This is a genomic window from Pseudomonas sp. SLBN-26 (assembly GCF_006715895.1).
Taxonomy (GTDB): domain Bacteria; phylum Pseudomonadota; class Gammaproteobacteria; order Pseudomonadales; family Pseudomonadaceae; genus Metapseudomonas; species Metapseudomonas otitidis.
The window spans coordinates 5,974,723-5,991,590 of the sequence record NZ_VFOB01000001.1 but is presented as its reverse complement, the minus strand read 5'-3'; the positions used below and the strand labels follow the sequence as shown (position 1 = coordinate 5,991,590).

2 protein-coding genes are annotated in these 16,868 nt (G+C 67.8%); one reads left to right on the top strand and one right to left on the bottom strand.

Annotation, left to right across the window (positions count from 1 at the left end; translation table 11 throughout):
* Positions 1 to 47 precede the first annotated feature (47 nt).
* Complete coding sequence (locus FBY21_RS29500) at positions 48 to 15,023, bottom strand: retention module-containing protein (RefSeq protein WP_160158628.1); 14,976 nt, start codon at positions 15,021 to 15,023, stop codon at positions 48 to 50.
* 472 nt (positions 15,024 to 15,495) lie between these two features.
* On the opposite strand from FBY21_RS29500, the gene FBY21_RS27765 reads away from it, so the two are divergent.
* Positions 15,496 to 16,851, top strand: coding sequence for a TolC family outer membrane protein (locus FBY21_RS27765; RefSeq protein ID WP_142015571.1), 1,356 nt, complete (start codon positions 15,496 to 15,498; stop codon positions 16,849 to 16,851).
* Positions 16,852 to 16,868 lie beyond the last annotated feature (17 nt).

Sequence of the window (16,868 nt, the reverse complement as noted above, 5' to 3'; positions counted from 1 at the left end):
ACACGTGAAAAGGCCCGCCCCCAAAAGGAGGCGGGCCCTGCGCCGCATCAGACCGTATCGGTCTTCAGCGTGCCGTCACCCAGCATCCCGCTGATCACCCCCGCCGCATCGGCTGCACCGTAGGCTGCCTGCAGGTTGATGCCATCGAGCACGATGGTCGGCCCGCCCGTACCGCTACCACTGCCGTTGCTGTCCACCGTGATGGTGGTGTTGGTGCCGAAGCTGAAAGTCAGGTACTGGCTCAGGCTACCCAGGTTGGCCTGTTCCCCGGTCAGCAGCTGCGACAGGTCCAGCGCATCCACACCCTTGGTGAAGTCGGTGATGTGGGTGGTACCGGTGTCGCCCAGCAGCCACTTGAAGGTGTCGGCGCCGTCGCCGCCGGTGAGGGTGTCGTTGCCGCCCGCGCCGATCAGCGTGTCGTTGCCGGCCAGCCCGCTGAGCACGTTGGCCCCGCTGTTGCCGGTGAGGGTGTCGTTGAAGTTCGAGCCCGTCAGGTTCTCCATGTTCACCAGGGTGTCCAGCCCTGCCCCGCCGGTGTTTTGCTGCCCGGTGATGCCCAGGTTGACGTTGACCCCGGCCGTGGCGTCCTGGTAGCCGGCGGTGTCGGTGCCACTGCCGCCGTCCAGGTAGTCATTGCCGGAACCGCCCACCAGCAGGTCGTTGCCGGCCCCGCCGTTGAGGGTGTCGTCGCCGTCGTTGCCCAGCAGCACGTCGTTGCCGCCGTTGCCGTTGAGGGTGTGCCCACCCGACAGGCCGTCCACCAGCAGGTTGTCGCTGCTGTTGCCATCGAGGATCCCGTCGGTGTCGCGGGTCAGGCTGACCGAGGCAGTCGTCGACTCGGCGATGTAGCTGAAGGAGCCACCCAGCGTGCCGGTGTCGGTGACGCTCACCACCCCGGCCGCCAAGGTCGCGGTCATCCCGCTGGCACTGCCCACGGTACTGATGTGCAAGGTGCTGGTGTCCGGGTCGGTGTCGTTGTACAGCAGTGCCCATTCCGGCACCGGCACCGTGACCCCCGAGGCCACGTTGGTGATCAGCGAATCGCCGGTCAGCGTTGGTGCATCGTTCACCAGGGTGACGTTGATGGTCGCCGTGTCCACCGCCGTCAGCGCGCCGCCTCCGATGGCGCCGGCGTCGTTGATCATCAGCATCAGCGCCACCGCAGCCGCCGTGTTGGTGCTGGCCAGGAAGGAAATGCTCCCCGCCGAGCCGGCCCCTGTATCGATCCCTCCCAGCAGGTTGTTCAGCTGGGTCAGGGTTCCGCGGAAGGTCACCTGCGACGTGCCGTTGCCGGTGATGTTGGTCACCCCGCTGTTGCCCGCCGAGACGGTCAGCGCGCCCTGGGCCACCGCCAGGGTCACGGTGCGCAGGTCGCTGCCGCCGTCCACGTCACCCACGCTCATGCCGGTGCCGCTGAGGGTCAGGCTGCTCTTCTCGCCGATGCTGTAGGTGAGCCGGCTGATGTCGGCGGTCGGCGCATCGTTCACCGGGGTGACGTTGAAGGTGATGGTGTTCGGGTTCGGGTCGAGGTTGATCCCGCCGTTGGCCGTCCCACCGTTGTCCTGCACCTGGAAGGTGAACTTCGCATAGCCGTTGCCATTGGCGTTGGCCGCCGGGCTGAACACCAGCTTGCCGGCAGCCAGGTCGGCGGCCGAGACGAAGGTCCCGGCGCTGATGGCGCTGCCGTTGAGCAACAGCGTGCCGGCCGTGGGCAGCGTGGTGATCTTCACCGCCGCCAGGCTGTTGCCCTCGCTGTCGGAGAAGCCGAAGTTGGCCGCCGTCAGCACATGGCTGGTGTCCTCCAGCAGGCTCAGGGTGGCGTCGGCACCGGCCGGCGGGCTGTTGGCGTCGATCACGTTGATGGTCAGGTTGGCGCTGTCCGGGGTGCCGTCACTGTCCACCAGGGTGTAGCTGAACTGCTCGGTGACGTTGGCGGTGAGTCCCTCCGGCGCCACGTAGCTCCAGGCCCCGGTGGCGAAGTTGAAGGTCAGCTTGCCGTGCAGCGGCGTGTCGATCCCGGTGAGCTGGTTGCCGCTGATGGGCGAACCGCTGCTCGGGGTGATGGTGCTGCTGCCGTTCCAGGTGTAGGTGATGCTGCCGATGGTGATGGACTTGATGTAGCCCGCGCCGTCCGGCCCGTAGCTGTCGTCGTCGGCGGTGCCGGCCACGCCATCGGAGCCCTTGAGCACGTTGCCGGTCACATCGCCGCCAACCACCTGCCCCAGCAGCGCATCCACCAGTTGGCCGAAGCCGGAGACGCTCAGCGGCGAGCCCTGGCCATCGAGGTCGACGTCCTGCAGGCGCGCGGTGTTGATGCCATCGCCGATGCCCACCGTGGTGACGTTGATGCCGTTGTTGTCGACGAAATTGTTCCAGGCCGTCGACGTGGCATCGGTCAGCGAGTTGCCACCGCTGCCGGTCTGCTCGTTGGGGTTGCCGTCACTGATGAACACCACCTGGTTGCTCCAGCCGGCAATCGGCTGGTACACGCCCATGGTTTCCTGGATGCCCGCGGTGAAGTCGGTGCCGTCGGCGAACGGCCGGGTACCGCCCTCGGCGGGGTTGAGGCTGGCGATCAGCGCCGAGAACGCCTCCACGCTGGTGACCGGCGCATAGGAGGTGGCCGTCGAGGAGAAGGCCACGATCTGCAGCTGCACATGGCCGCTGGTGCCGTCGAACAGCTCGCTGCCGGCCTGGCGCACCGCACTGAGCATCTGGTTCAGCTCGGTGTTGTCGATGCTGCCGCTGAAGTCCAGCACGAAGACCACGTTGAAGTCCTGGCCGTGCCCTTCCACCACGCTGGCCACGTCGTCCTTCGCGTCCGGCCCGTTGTCCACGGCCACCACGTTGATGGTGGTGTGGGCGGTGTTGGAGTCGGTGGCGCCGTCGCTCACCGTCACCGTCACGTCACGCGGGGTGGTGCTCGGCGTGTTGCTGGTGTTGGAGAAGCGGATCGCCTCCAGCGCCGTCTCGTAGGTGGCCTGGCTGGCCACGCCGGTGAGGGTGACAGTGATCTTGCCGGCCACGCTGGTGTCCACCACCGCCGTAATGCCGGCCGGCATGCCGGTGGCACTGAGCACATCGCCCGCCTGGGCGTTGGTCAGCACCACCTTGGCCGAGGCGATGGTACTGCCGTCGACGTCGGTGATCTGACTGTCCAGGTCGGCGATGGCCACCGCCGGCTGGCCTTCGGTGAAGGTGGTGCGGTAGTCGGCCCCGGTGGCGCCGCTGCTGTTGTTGGCGTCCAGATCCAGCACGGGGGCGTCGTTCACCGCCGCCACATTGATGGTCACCGTGGCGGTGTTGCTGTAGAGGCTGCCGTCGCTCACCTGGTACTGGAAGGTGGCATAGGGCGCGCCGTTCTCGTTGCCATCGGGCACGAACACCAGCTTGCCGGCGGCGATGTCGGCAATGGTGATCACCTGGTTCAGGGTCACCGCCACGCCATCGAGCTTCAGCACGCCGTCGGTGGCCAGCTGGGTCACCTTGATGTTGGCGAAGCTGCCGGAATCGACGTCGCTGTCGTTCAGCGGGCCGGTGCCGTCACTGCCGAACAGCCCGGCACTGGTGATGGTCACGGCGTTGTCTTCAGTGGTGCTGAAGGTGTCGTTGACCGCCACCGGCGCATCGTTCACCGCCGCCACATTGATGGTCACCGTGGCCACGTTGCTGTAGGCGCTGCCATCGCTGACCTGGTACTGGAAGGTCGCGTAGGGCGTGCCGTTCTCGTTGCCATCGGGCACGAACACCAGCTTGCCGGCATCGATGTCCGCCGCGCTGATCACCTGGTTCAGGGTCACTGCCACGCCGTTGAGCTTCAGTACACCGTCGCTGGCCAGCTGGGTGATGCGGATGGCGGTGAAGCTGCCCGAGTCGATGTCGCTGTCGTTCACCGGGCCGGTGCCATCGCTGCCGAACAGGCCGGCGCTGGTGATGGTCACCGCCGTGTCCTCGCTGGTGCTGAAGGTGTCGTTGACCGCCACCGGCGCATCGTTCACCGGGGTCACGGCGATGGTCACCGTGGCGGTGTTGCTGTACAGGCTGCCGTCGCTCACCTGGTACTGGAAGGTGGCATAGGGCGAGCCGTTCTCGTTGCCGTCCGGCACGAACACCAGCTTGCCGGCGGTGATGTCCGCCAGGCTGATCACCTGGTTCAGGGTCACCGCCACGCCGTTGAGCTTCAGCACGCCGTCGCTGGCCAGCTGGGTGATGCGGATGGTGGTGAAACTGGCCGAATCCACGTCGCTGTCGTTCAGCGGGCCGGTGCCGTCCGAGCCGAACAGGGCCGTGGTGGTGATGGTCAGCGAGGTGTCCTCGGCAGTGGTGAGGTTGTCATCCACGGCCACCGGCGCATCGTTCACCGCCGTCACGTTGATGGTCACCGTGGCCGCGTTGCTGAAGGTGGTGCCGTCGCTCACCTGGTACTTGAAGGTGGCGTAGGGCGCACCGTTCTCGTTGCCATCAGGGACGAACACCAGCTTGTTGGCGTTGATGTCGGACAGCGAGATCACCTGGTTCAGGGTCACCGCCACACCGTTGAGGGTGAGCACGCCGTTGCTCGCCAGCTGGGTCACCTTGATGGCGGTGAAGCTGCCGGAGTCGCTGTCGCGGTCGTTCACCGGCCCGGTGCCGTCGCTGCCGAACAGGCCGTCGGCGGTGATGGTCAGCGGGCTGTCCTCGGCGGTGGTGAAGGTGTCGTTCACCGCCACCGGGGCATCGTTGGTGGCCGTCACGTTGATGGTCAGTTGGCCGTTGGTGCCGTCCTTGTCAGCGTCGCTGATGCTGTAGCCGACCACTTCCGAAACATTGCCGGTCAAGCCCGAGGGCGCGGTGTAGCTCCAGTCGCCGGTCTTGAAGTTGAACTGCAGCTTGCCGCCCAGGGCGGTGTTCACCGACAGCTGGGCGGTAGCATCACTGCCGTTCCAGGTGTAGGTCACGCCGCTCACGGTCACCGAGTTGATGCCGCCCTTGCCGTCGGCGCCGAAGCTGTCGTCGTCGGCGGTGCCGGCCACGCCATCGGAGCCCTTGAGCACGTTGCCGCTCACCTGGCCGGCACTGACGCCGGTCAGCAGCGCATCCACCAGCTGGTCGAAGGTGCCGACGCGGATCGGCGAACCGCTGCCGTCGAGGTCGACGTTCTGCAGCTTGCTGTCGTCGATGCCGTTACCCACGCCCACGGTGGTGACGTTGAGGCCGTTGTTGGCGATGAACTGCGCCCAGGCGGTGGCCGTGGCATCGGCCAGGGCGTTGCCGCCCGTGCCGGTCTGCTCGTTGGGGTTGCCATCGCTGACGAACACCACCTGGTTGCTCCACCCCGCCTGCGGCACGTAGTTGGCGATGGTGGCCTTGATGGCATCGGTGAAGTCGGTGCCACCGTCGAACGGCCGGGTGCCGCCATCCAGCGGGTTGAGCGAGTTGACCAGCGACTCGAAGGCCGCATAGGAGGTGACCGGTGCATAGGCCTGGGCGGTGGAGGAGAAGGCCACCACCTGCATCTGCACGTCACCCGGGGTGCCCTGGAACAGCGCCTGGGCGGCGGCTTTCACGGCATCCAGCATCTGGTTCAGCTCGGTGTTGTCGATGCTGCCGCTGAAGTCCAGCACGAACACCATGTTGATGTCCGGCGCGTTGGACTCGGCCACCGTGGCCACGTCGTTGCGTGCCACCGGGGTGTCGTCATCCACGCTCAGGCTCAGGGTGCCGTTGGCGCTGTCGCCGTCCTTGTCGGTGACCTTGTAGGTCAGCTGGAACTGGACGTTGTTCTCGTCCTGCCCGTCCGGGTGGCGGATGGGCGCGTTCTGCACCACCTGGTAGGCGCCGCTGGTGCTGTTGAGGGTGACGGTCAGCACCGTGGTGGCGCCCTGCTTGACCAGCAGGTTGCTGCCCGAGGTCTCGTAGGTGAAACCGCTGGGCGCACCGCTGGTGAGCCAGGTGATCGAGCCCGCGCCGTCGGCGCCGAAGCTGTGGGCCACCGTGCCGCTGGTGTTCTGCGCATCCACGTCGTCGCCCACGCCACCGGGGTTGCCGTTGGCCAGGGTGTCGTCGTCCAGCTTCACGTCGATGTTGCCGGCGGTGGGCGCGTCATCCTTGAAGCTGATGGCATTGCCCAGGTTGAGGCTGGTGCTGGTGGAATCGCCGTCCTTGTCGGTGATGGTGGCCACCAGTTTCACCAGGTCCGCCGCCGACAGGCCGGTGGCCTGGTCCGGCCCGCTGTCCGGGCTGTGCTGGATGGCGATGCGCTGGTCGAGGGTGACCTTGCCGACGCTGTCCACGGTCACGGTGAAGGCCACTGCCCCGCCGCTGCCGCCGACGCGGCCGACCACCTGACCGCTTTCCAGGTAGAGCTTGATGTCGCCGCCGCTGGCGCTGTCCTTCAGGCCGCTGTTGGCGCCGCTGGCGCTGATGGCCAGGCTGTAGGCGAGGCTGCCGGCACCATCGGCACCGTAGTTACCGGAGAAGGCGCCACTGAAATCAGTGGTGGCGTCGAGGGTCAGGTTGGTTTCATCCACCTGCAGGCTGGCGACACCGGCCTGACCAGCGTTGATGCTCGGCGCGTCGTCCTTGAAGCTGATGGCGTTGCCCAGGTTGAGGCTGGCGCTGCTGCTGTCGCCGTCCTTGTCGGTGATAGTGGCCACCAGTTTCACTAGGTCCGCCGCCGACAGGCCGGTGGCCTGGTCCGGCCCGGTGTTGGGGGTGTGCTGGATGGCGATGCGCTGGTCGAGGGTGACCTTGCCTTCGCTGTCCACGGTGACGGTGAAGGCCACCGCCCCACCGCTGCCGCCCACGCGACCCACCACCTGCCCACCTTCCAGATAGAGCTTGATATCGCTGCCGCTGGCAGTGTCCTTCAGGCCACTGCTGGCACCGCTGGCGCTGATGGCCAGGCTGTAGGCGAGGCTGCCGGAACCATCGGCACCGTAGTTGCCGGAGAAAGCGCCACTGAAATCAGTGGTGGCGTCGAGGGTCAGGTTGGTTTCATCCACCTGCAGGCTGGCGACGCCAGCCTGGCCGGCGCTGATGGTGGGCGCATCGTCCTTGAAGCTGATGGCATTACCCAGGTTGAGGGTGGCGCTCGTGCTGTCGCCATCCTTGTCGGTAATGGTGGCCACCAGTTTCACCAGATCCGCCGCTGAAAGGCCGGTGGCCTGATCCGGCCCGGCGTCCGGGCTGTGCTGGATGGCGATGCGCTGGTCCAGGGTGACCTTGCCGGCGTTGTCGACGGTGACAGTGAAGGCCACCGCCCCGCCGCTGCCGCCCACACGGCCCACCACCTGGCCGCCTTCCAGATAGAGCTTGATGTCCGTCCCGCTGGCGGTGTCCTTCAGGCCGCTGCTGGCACCGCTGGCGCTGATGGCCAGGCTGTAGGCGATGCTACCCGCGCCGTCGGCGCCGTAGCTGCCGCTGAAGGCACCACTGAAATCAGTGGTGGCGTCGACGGTCAGGTTGGTTTCATCCACCTGCAGGCTGGCGACGCCGGCCTGGCCGGCGCTGATGGTCGGCGCGTCGTCCTTGAAGCTGATGGCATGGCCCAGGTTGAGGCTGGCGCTAGTGCTGTCGCCATCCTTGTCGGTGATGGTCGCCACCAGTTTCACCAGGTCCGCACCGGCCAGGCTCACTTCCTGGTCCGGTCCGGCGTCCGGGCTGTGCTGGATCGCCAGTTTCTGGTCGAGGGTCACCTTGCCGCTGCTGTCCACGGTCAGGGTAAAGGCCACGGCCCCGCCGCTGCCGCCGACACGGCCGACCACCTGGCCGCCTTCCAGGTAGAGCTTGATGTCACTGCCACTGGCCGTGTCCTTCAGCCCGCTGCTGGCGCCCTCGGCGCTCACCGCCAGGCTGTAGGCGATGCTGCCGGCGCCATCGGCCCCGTAGCTGCCGGTAAAGGCACCACTGAAGTCGGTGGTGGCGTCGGTGGCCAGGGTGGTTTCGTCCACCTGCAGGCTGTCGGCCACGGCCTGGCCGGCGTTGATGCTCGGTGCGTCGTCCTTGAAGCTGATGGCGTTGCCCAGGTTGAGGGTGGCGCTGGTGCTGTCGCCGTCCTTGTCGGTGATGGTCGCCACCAGTTTCACCAGGTCCGCACTGCCCAGGCTCACCTCCTGGTCCGGCCCGCTGTCCGGGCTGTGCTGCAGGGCGATGCGCTGGTCGAGCGTGACCTTGCCGGTGCTGTCCACGCTGACGGTGAAGGCGATGGCGCCCGAGGGGCCACCCACGCGGCCAATCACCTGGCCGCTCTCCAGGTAGACCTTGATGTCACTGCCGGTGGCCGTGTCCTTCAGTCCGCTGGAAGCACCGTCGGCGCTGACCTGCAGGGCATAGGTGGTGGTACCGGGGCCGTCGGCACCGTAGTTGCGGATGAAGGCGCCACTGAAGTCGGTGGTGGCGTCGCCGGCCAGGTTGGTCTCGTCCACCTGGAGGATGTCCGCCGGGATGGAGACCGCGCGAATGGCCGGTGCGTCATCGCGGAAGCTGATGGCATTACCCAGGTTGAGGCTGGCGCTGCTGCTGTCACCGTCCTTGTCGGTGATGGTGGCCACCAGTTTCACCAGGTCCGCTGCCGACAGGCCGGTGGCCTGGTCCGGCCCGGCGTCCGGGCTGTGCTGGATGGCCAGTTTCTGGTCGAGGGTGACCTTGCCGCTGCTGTCCACGGTCAGGGTGAAGGCCACGGCCCCGCCGCTGCCGCCCACGCGGCCCACTACTTGCCCGCCTTCCAGGTAGAGCTTGATGTCGCTGCCGCTGGCGGTGTCCTTCAGCCCGCTGCTGGCGCCGCTGGCGCTGACGGCCAGGCTGTAGGCGATGCTGCCCGCGCCGTCGGCGCCGTAGCTGCCGGTGAAGGCGCCGCTGTAGTCAGTGGTGGCGTCGATGGCCAGGTTGGTTTCATCCACCTCCAGGCTGGCGACGCCGGCCTGACCAGCACTGATGGTCGGCGCGTCGTCCTTGAAGCTGATGGCGTTGCCCAGGTTGAGGGTCGCGCTGCTGCTGTCGCCGTCCTTGTCGGTGATGGTGGCCACCAGTTTCACCAGGTCCACGCTGCCCAGGCTCACTTCCTGGTCCGGCCCGCTGTCCGGGCTGTGCTGCAGGGCGATGCGCTGATCGAGCGTGACCTTGCCGGTGCTGTCCACACTGACGGTGAAGGCGATGGCGCCCGAGGGGCCGCCCACGCGGCCGACCACTTCGCCACCTTCCAGGTAGACCTTGATGTCGCTGCCGGTGGCGGTGTCCTTCAGCCCGCTGCTGGCGCCGTCGGCGCTGACCTGCAGGGCATAGGTGGTGGTACCGGGGCCATCGGCGCCGTAGTTGCGGATGAACGCGCCGCTGAAATCAGCGGTGGCATCGCTGGCCAGGTTGGTCTCGTCCACCTGGAGGATGTCCGAGGGGATCTCCACCGCGCGGATGCCGGGCGCATCGTCCTTGAAGCTGATGGCGTCGCCCAGGTTCAGGCTGGCACTGCTGGAGTCGCCGTCCTTGTCGGTGATGGTCGCCAACAGTTTCACCAGGTCGGCGCTGCCCAGGCTCACCTCCTGGTCCGGCCCGCTGTCCGGGCTGTGTTGCAGGGCGATGCGCTGGTCGAGGGTGACCTTGCCGGTGCTGTCCACGCTGACGGTGAAGGCGATGGCGCCCGAGGGGCCACCCACGCGGCCGATCACCTGGCCGCCTTCCAGGTAGACCTTGATGTCGGTGCCGCTGGCGGTGTCCTTCAGCCCGCTGCTGGCGCCGTCGGCGCTGACCTGCAGGGCGTAGGTGGTGGTGCCGGGGCCATCGGCGCCGTAGTTGCGGATGAAGGCGCCGCTGAAGTCGGTGGTGGCATCGCCGGCCAGGTTGGTTTCGTCCACCTGGAGGATGTCCGCCGGGATGGAGACCGCGCGAATGGCCGGGGCGTCATCGCGGAAGCTGATGGCGTCACCCAGGTTGAGGCTGGCCTTGCTGAAGTCACCGTCCTTGTCGGTGATGGTGGCCACCAGTTTCACCAGGTCCGCCGCCGACAGGCCGGTGGCCTGGTCGGGCCCGGCATCCGGGCTGTGCTGGATGGCCAGTTTCTGGTCGAGCGTGACCTTGCCTTCGCTGTCCACGGTCAGGGTGAAGGCCACGGCGCCGCCGCTGCCGCCCACGCGCCCGACCACCTGGTTGCCTTCCAGGTAGACCTTGATGTCGCTGCCGCTGGCGCTGTCCTTCAGGCCGCTGGAGGCACCGTTGGCGCTCACCGCCAGGCTGTAGGCGATGCTGCCGGCACCGTCGGCGCCGTAGCTGCTGGTGAAGGCGCCGCTGAAATCGGTGGTGGCGTCGATGCCGAGGCTGGTTTCGTCCACCTCCAGGCTGGCGACGCCGGCCTGGCCGGCGCTGATGCTCGGGCCATCGTCCTTGAAGCTGATGACCTTGCCGATGTCCACCGCGCCGCTGGCGCTGTCGCCGTCCTTGTCCACCACGGTGAGGGTCAGGCTGACACGCCCGGCGCCCAGGTACTTGGCCTCGTCGGCGTCGCTGGTGGGGTGCACCACGGCGCGCTGCTGGTCGAGGGTGACGGTGCCGGCCGCGTTCACGCTGAGGGTGAACACCAGCTCGCCGGTGCCGGCGGTACGGCCTTCGATCACCGAGCCGTTGAGGCTCAGCAGCACCGCCTCGCCGGTGGCGGTGTCCACCAGGCCGGAGTTGGCGTTCTGCACGCTCAGGCTGTAGGTCTGGCTGCCCACGCCGTCGGCGCCGGGTTGCACGTTGAACACGCCGCTGAAGTTGGCGGTGGCGTCCTGGGCGAAGTTGGATTCATCAACCTGCAGGGCGATCGCCGAGCCCCAGGTGACGTTGGCGCTGACGTCGTTGTAGTCGTAGTCGGAGGTGGCGGTCTTGTCTTCCCAGTTCTGGTTGCCGGCGCTGCCGGTGTCCTGCAGGTGGGAACCGCCGGGGTTCAGGGCGGCGTCGCTGAACAGCACGTTGGCGCCGTCGGCCCCCACCAGCGGGGTGCTGCCGATGAAGGCCTGCCACTTGCCACCCACCAGTTGGAAGGTGACCTCCGCGCCATTGCTCAGGCCGCCGTTGGCGGCGCCGTCGGGGATGATGAAGAAGCCGGTGTGGGCCGGGTCCAGGCCATCGAGGCTGGCCTGGTCGCCCACGCTCTGGTCGTGCACGTTGGCCCAGATGATCTTGCCGCCCTGGGGCGTGCCGTCATCGCCCTTGATGTAGTAGCCGTAGGTGTTGGAGTAGCCGGCATTGGTGCCGAGGAAGGTCACCGAGGAATTCAGGTCCAGCTCGCTGGCCTGCACGCTGGGCGAGTCGTCGTTGATCACCACGGCGAGGGAGCCGTTGGCGCTGTCGCCGTCACCGTCGGTGACCGTGTAGCCGACGTTGAGGGTGATGTTGTCCTCGGTGCCGCCCTGCGGGTGCATCAACGGTTGCAGCAGGTTGACCGTGTAGGCGCCGGTGGCCGGGTCGGTGAGCACCACGGTCATCAGCGCGCCCCGGGCTGAGCTGATGGTCAGGGTGTTGGTACTGGCATCCCAGGTGGAGGTGACGCTCTCGCTGCCCAGGCTGCTGGGGCCGGTGAGTTCCACGCTCTTCACGCCGTCGGCGCCGCCGTCGTAGCCGAGGCTGCCGCTGGTGCTGGTGTCGGCACCGGCCACATCGCCGGGGCCGCCGTTGATGCCGCCGGCCAGGCCTTCGTCGTCCAGCACGGTTTCGGCGCGCACGTCGCTGGCGGTGGGGCCGTCGTCTTCGAAGCGCACGGCATTGCCGATGCCGGTGGAGGCCACGGACACGTCGCCGTCACCATCGGTCACGGTGACCACGGCGTTGATCTTGCCGGTGAGGCTCAGGGCGTCGTCGGCGTTGCTGCCGTCCAGGTGCTGCAGCGGCAGGTACTGGGCCACGCTGAGGGTGCCGTCCTGGCCGATGGCCACGGCGAACGCGGCTTGCCCATCGAGGGCGCCACCGGACACGCGGCCGACCACCAGGCCGTTCTCGACGCTGAGCAGGATGGACGAGCCGTCGAGGGCCTTCAGGCCCGAGTCGCTGTCCTGCACGGACAGGCTGAGCACCGTGGTGGCGCCCTCCTGGTCCTGGCCGACGGTGCTGCCGGAGGTGTCCACCACCGCGCCGGTGCTCTGGGCATAGCCCGCCGCCAGGCCAGTGCCGGCGTTGGCCACGCTGGCGAACAGCGCTGCCACGGCCGGGTTGCTGGTGTCATGGTTGGCCGCATCGCCGGGGACGCCGGGGGTGGCGCTGGCGTTCTGCAGGCCGGGGGTTTCGTCGTGGATCACCACGCGGCCTTCCACGGCCTGGATGGCCGCGCTGGGCGCGTCGTCCTCGAAGCGCACGGCACCGCCGATGTCCACTTCGCTCCGGGCCACGTCGCCGTCGCCATCGGTCACAGTGACCACGGCCTTGATCAGGCCGGCCAGGTCCACCGACTCGTCACCGCTGCCGGTGTCGGGGTGATGCAGGGACATGTACTGGGCCACGCTCACCGTGCCATCCGCCCCGAGGACGATGGCGAAGGCCGCCTGGCCGGGGCCGTCGATGCCTTCGACACGGCCGACGATCAGGCCGTTTTCCACGTACAGGCGGATCACCTGGCCGTCGGTGGTGGTCAGGCCCGAATCGGTGCCGTTGCCACCGGTGATGGCCAGGCTGAGTTCCAGGGTGGCGTCCTCCTGGTCCTCGCCGAAGCTGCTGCCGGCGGTGCTCACCAGCGGGCCTTCGCTCTGGGCGAAGCCGAGCAGGTCGGTGCCGGCGTTGGCCACGCTGTCGAACAGCGAAGCGACCGCCTTGCCGCCCACGTCGTTGTCGTCGGCATCGCCGGCCGGGGTCGGGGTGGTGGTGCCGTTCTGCAGTTCGGGGCTTTCGTCGTGGGTCACGCTGCGGCCTTCCACCAGCTGGATACTGGCGGTGGGGGCGTCGTCCTCGAAGCGCACGGCTCCGCCGACGCCGACCTGGTCGACGGCCACGTCGCCATCGCCGTCGGTGACGGTGACCACGGCGTTGATCTTGCCGGCGAGGCTGACGCTGTCATCGCCGCTGCTGGTGTCCGGGTGGAACAGCGACACGTACTGGGCGACCTGGAGGGTGCCGTCCTGGCCGATGGCCACGGCGAACGCGGCCTGGCCGTCGAGGCTGCCGCCGACGATGCGCCCGACCACCAGCCCACCTTCCAGGCTGAGGACGATGGAGCGCCCGTCGGTGGTGGTCAGGCCGGAATCGGCGCCGTCACCGCCGACGATGGACAGGCTCAGCACCGTGGTGGCGCCCTCCTCGTCCTCGCCGGTGCTGCTGCCGGAAACATCCACCACCGGGCCGTTGCTCTGGGCATAGCCGGGGCTGGCGAGGTCGCTGCCGGCATTGGCCACGCCGCTGAACAGGGCGGCCACGGCCGGGTCGCTGGTGTCCTGGTTGCCGGCATCGCCGGGGACACCGGGCGTGGCCGTGCCGTTCTGCAGGCCGGCGCTTTCGTCGAGGGTCACGCTGCCGCCCTCGGTCACGCGGATCACTGCGGTGGGGCCGTCGTCCTCGAAGCGGATGGCACTGCCGATGTCGGCACTGGCGGTGGCCTTGTCGCCGTCGCCGTCGGTGACGGTGAATACCGCCCGCACCAGGCCGGACAGGTTCAGGCCCTCGTCATCACTGCCGCTGTCGGGGTGGCGCAGGGATTCGTACTGCACCACGCTGAGCTGCCCGGAATCCGGGTCGATGGCGATGGCGAACACGGCATTGCCGCTGCCATCACGGCCCACCACCAGGCCGTTCTCCAGGGCCAGGGTGATGGGGCTGCCGGCGGTGGTGAACAGGCCGCTGCCGCCCTCGCCTTCGCCATCACCCTCGCCCAGGGCCAGGGAAAACACCGCGGAGGAGCCGGCTTCGTCAGCCCCCGTGTCAAAGGCCCCCACGACGACCGGGCCACTGCCCTGGGCGAAGGCCAGCATGTCAGCAGAGGCATTGGCCACCGAGGCGAACACCGCCAGCGGGCCGGGCACTTCCTGGCTGTCCGGCTGCAGGCCGGCGGTCTCGTCCAGCACCACGAAGCCGCCTTCCTGGTTGAATTGCAGCCCGGCCGTGGGGCCGTCGTCGTTGATGGCCACGGTCAGGGGCACGGTGGGCGACACGTCGCCGTCCAGGTCGAAGACCCGCACGCTGAAGTTGTCGAAGATCTGGTCGTCGGCGCCCGTGGCGTTGGGGTTGCCGTGGTCGAGGCTGTTGTCGGTGAGGGTGTAGGTCCAGTTGCCGGCGCCGTCGAACACCAGCACGCCAAAGGCGCCCTGCACGGTGCCGCCGCCGGTGACGTTGATCCAGTTGCCGTTGACGTCCAGCACCTCGACGCGGTCGATGCCGTCCGGCGAGGTGATCACCAGGCTGCCGGAGGTGCTCTCGGCAGTGCTGCCGGCATTGCTGCCGGCCTTGCCGCCCCCGCCTTCGCCGCCGTTGAGGGCCTCTTCATCCACCACGCCGGGGCCGGTCACCACGGTGCCGGACTGGTCGAGGAACACCACCGTCAGCGAGGGGGTGGAATCGTCCGGCAGCGGGGGGATGTCGCCCTCGGGGAACAGCGGGGTGAAGTCGATGGGCCCGGTGGGGAAGCCGATGGTCGGGTCCACCGCACCGCCGGTTTCCGACAGCAGCACGAAGGAGTGGCCGCCCCCCACACCGCCCGCGCCACCGGCACCGCCAGCGCCCGGGCCGGCTGCGGTGGCCTCGGCGGCCAGGGTCGGGTCCACGCCGGCCTCGATGGCGGCCTGCAGTTGCTCGACGTCGGTCAGCTCCTGCTGGCTCGGGGGCTGCGGCTGGGCGTCGGCGGTGGGGTCGACCGGCGCCGCGTTGTCGCCACCGGCACTGAGCATCTGGGTACTCAGGGTGGTGCTGCTGTCGCGCCCCAGGGTCAGCTCGCCGCCGCTGGCCAGGTTGATGGCCACCGCGCCTTCGGCGCCGGTAACCAGTTGTTCACCGGCAAACACCCGGTCCCCTTCCACCAACGGCCGGCGCGTTCCATCGCCTGCTACCGCGAACACCTCGCCTACGACCTGCCTGACGACACCGATTACCGTAGCCATGAATCCTTCCTCCAGCGCACACCTGCCGACCACTGCCGACAACCCTTCTCGAATAGGGCCAGCGCTGCGTAGGAGCGGTGCTCAAGGGGGGAAAAATGCGTGGGGCGGGGCGACAATTTTTTGGTCAAAAAATTCGCGACAGAAAAACGTCACTTATTTTCCGTGTCGAACTGCTCCAGCAAAAACCGCGTCTCCCCAGGGCTCGAATCGCGCAACTGACCACCTGAAACCAGACCGCGAATGCCTGAAAGGCCCGAATTCCGCGGCTGACAGGAAAACAAGATGTGCCGGTTTGCCGCACCTGCATAAGATTTTTTCGGCATATCCGTTGTGAAAAAAATTTCTTAGCTCCGTCAAAAGTTGTTCTTAGCTCTGATGTTACAAGCCTGAAACGGTTGAACAGGCGATTTCGCCAAAAAAATGGCGACCCAGAAGAAAGCAGCAAGAAGCATCGGACAAGGAGACACCCCTCATGCGAGCACTCACCCCACTCTGGAGCGCCATGTTGCTGGCCTTCGCCAGCACCCAGGTCCAGGCGATGAATCTCACGGAAGCGATTCAGAGCACCCTCGACACCCACCCCGAACTGCGCGCCGCCTCCAACGCCCGGCTGGTCGCCGACGAGCAGGTGAAGGTGGCCAAGGGCGGCTACCTGCCGACCGTCGACCTGATCGCCGGCTACGGCCGGCAGATGACCGACAACCCCAGCACCCGCGCCCAGGGCAACCACAACACCGAGACCCTCAACTACAGCAACGCCGAGCTGCGCCTGCGGCAGATGCTGTTCGACGGCTTCAACACCCCCAACGAGGTAGGCCGCACCCAATCGGTGGTGAACTCCCGCGCCTACTACACCCTGGCCACCGCCGAGAGCCTGGCGCTGCGCACCATCGAGGTGTACCTGGAAGTGCTCAAGCGCCGCGAAATGGTGGCCCTGGCCCGCAACAACCTGCAGTCGCACCAGCGCGTCGGTGACCAGATCAACCTGCGCAGCCAGCGCGGCGTGGGCAGCACCGCCGACTCCGACCAGTCCGCCGCCCGCCTGGCCCTGGCCGAGAACAACCTCTACACCGAGGAAGTGAACCTGGCCGATGCCGAGGCCAACTTCTTCAGCGCCGTCGGCCGCCCGGCGGACGAACTGGAAGCCCCCTCCAGCGTCCGTGGCGAGATGCCTGCCGACCTGCTGGCGGCCCGCCAGACCATGATGGAGAACAACCCCTACCTGAAATCCGCCCAGGCCGACGTACAGGCCGCCGAGAGCCAGTACGAGTCGGCCAAGTCGCCGTTCTACCCGCGCTTCGACGGCGAGCTGGCCACCAACGCCGACAACGACGTGCAGGGTGACGAGGGCCACGTGAAGGGTTGGCGCGCCGCCGTGGTGATGAACTACAACCTGTTCAACGGCATGCGCGACAAGGCCCGCCTGCAGGCCGCCGCCCACTCCATCAACCAGTCGATGGACATCCGCAACAACGCCCTGCGCACCCTCAACGAGAACCTCGCCCTGGCCTGGAACGCCATGGAGAACGCCCGCCTGCAAACCCCCAAGGCGCGTGAATACGCCGACTACACCCAGCGCGTGCGCGAGGCGTACCAGCAGCAGTTCGGCCTCGGCCAGCGCACCCTGCTGGACCTGCTGGACAGCGACAACGAGCTGTTCACCGCCAACCGCCGCTACGTCGAAGTCCGCTACACCGAGGAGTTCGCCATGTACCGCGTGTTCGCGGCCATGGGCGGCCTGCTGCAGCGCCAGCGGGTGGTGGTACCGGCCGAAGCCGTGGCCGCCACCGAGGTGAAGAGCGAGGCCCACCTGCCGGACCTGAAGTAACCCGGATCGGGAGCAGT